The following is a 432-nucleotide window of genomic DNA, read 5'->3' as shown; positions in this document are numbered from 1 at the left end:
CCCGCGCTCCTGCTGCTTGGCCGTTGCTGGAAGAGGCCGCAGCGGGCTTCGGTGAACGACTGCTTGCCTTCCTGGCCCCGCCTGCGGGTCGCGCCGGAAGCCGAGCAGCGCCTCGCCTGCGCCCTCCTCCATCGGCGCCACCAGGAAGCCGCGCAGCGGCATGCCCGCAAGCCGCGCGGCCATGGCGGAGAGTGCGGCGATCAGCGCCTCGGCATCGGCGAGGCCGAGCGCGACCGCGCCCGCCTCGGTCTTGTGCGGCAGGGCGGCGGAGACCGCCTTCAACGCGACCGGAAAGCCGAGACGCGGCACGATCATGCGTGCCTGCTCGGCGTCGGCGACCAGCACGGCCGCGCCGATCGGCACGCCCAGGGCGCCGAGCACCGCGCGCGCCTCGGCCTCGTCCAGCACCGGCCCGGCCGCCGCGGCGAGCGC

At 76.6% G+C, this 432-nt stretch carries 1 protein-coding gene; it reads right to left on the bottom strand.

The window, feature by feature from the left end:
- Positions 1-432, bottom strand: a 432-nt coding sequence (locus FK498_RS19060) for an acetate--CoA ligase family protein (protein ID WP_202614951.1), incomplete at both ends; no start/stop codon positions are given.

It is taken from the genome of Elioraea sp. Yellowstone, assembly GCF_006704265.1.
GTDB lineage: Bacteria > Pseudomonadota > Alphaproteobacteria > Acetobacterales > Acetobacteraceae > Elioraea.
This window is presented reverse-complemented; position numbering and strand designations above follow the sequence as displayed.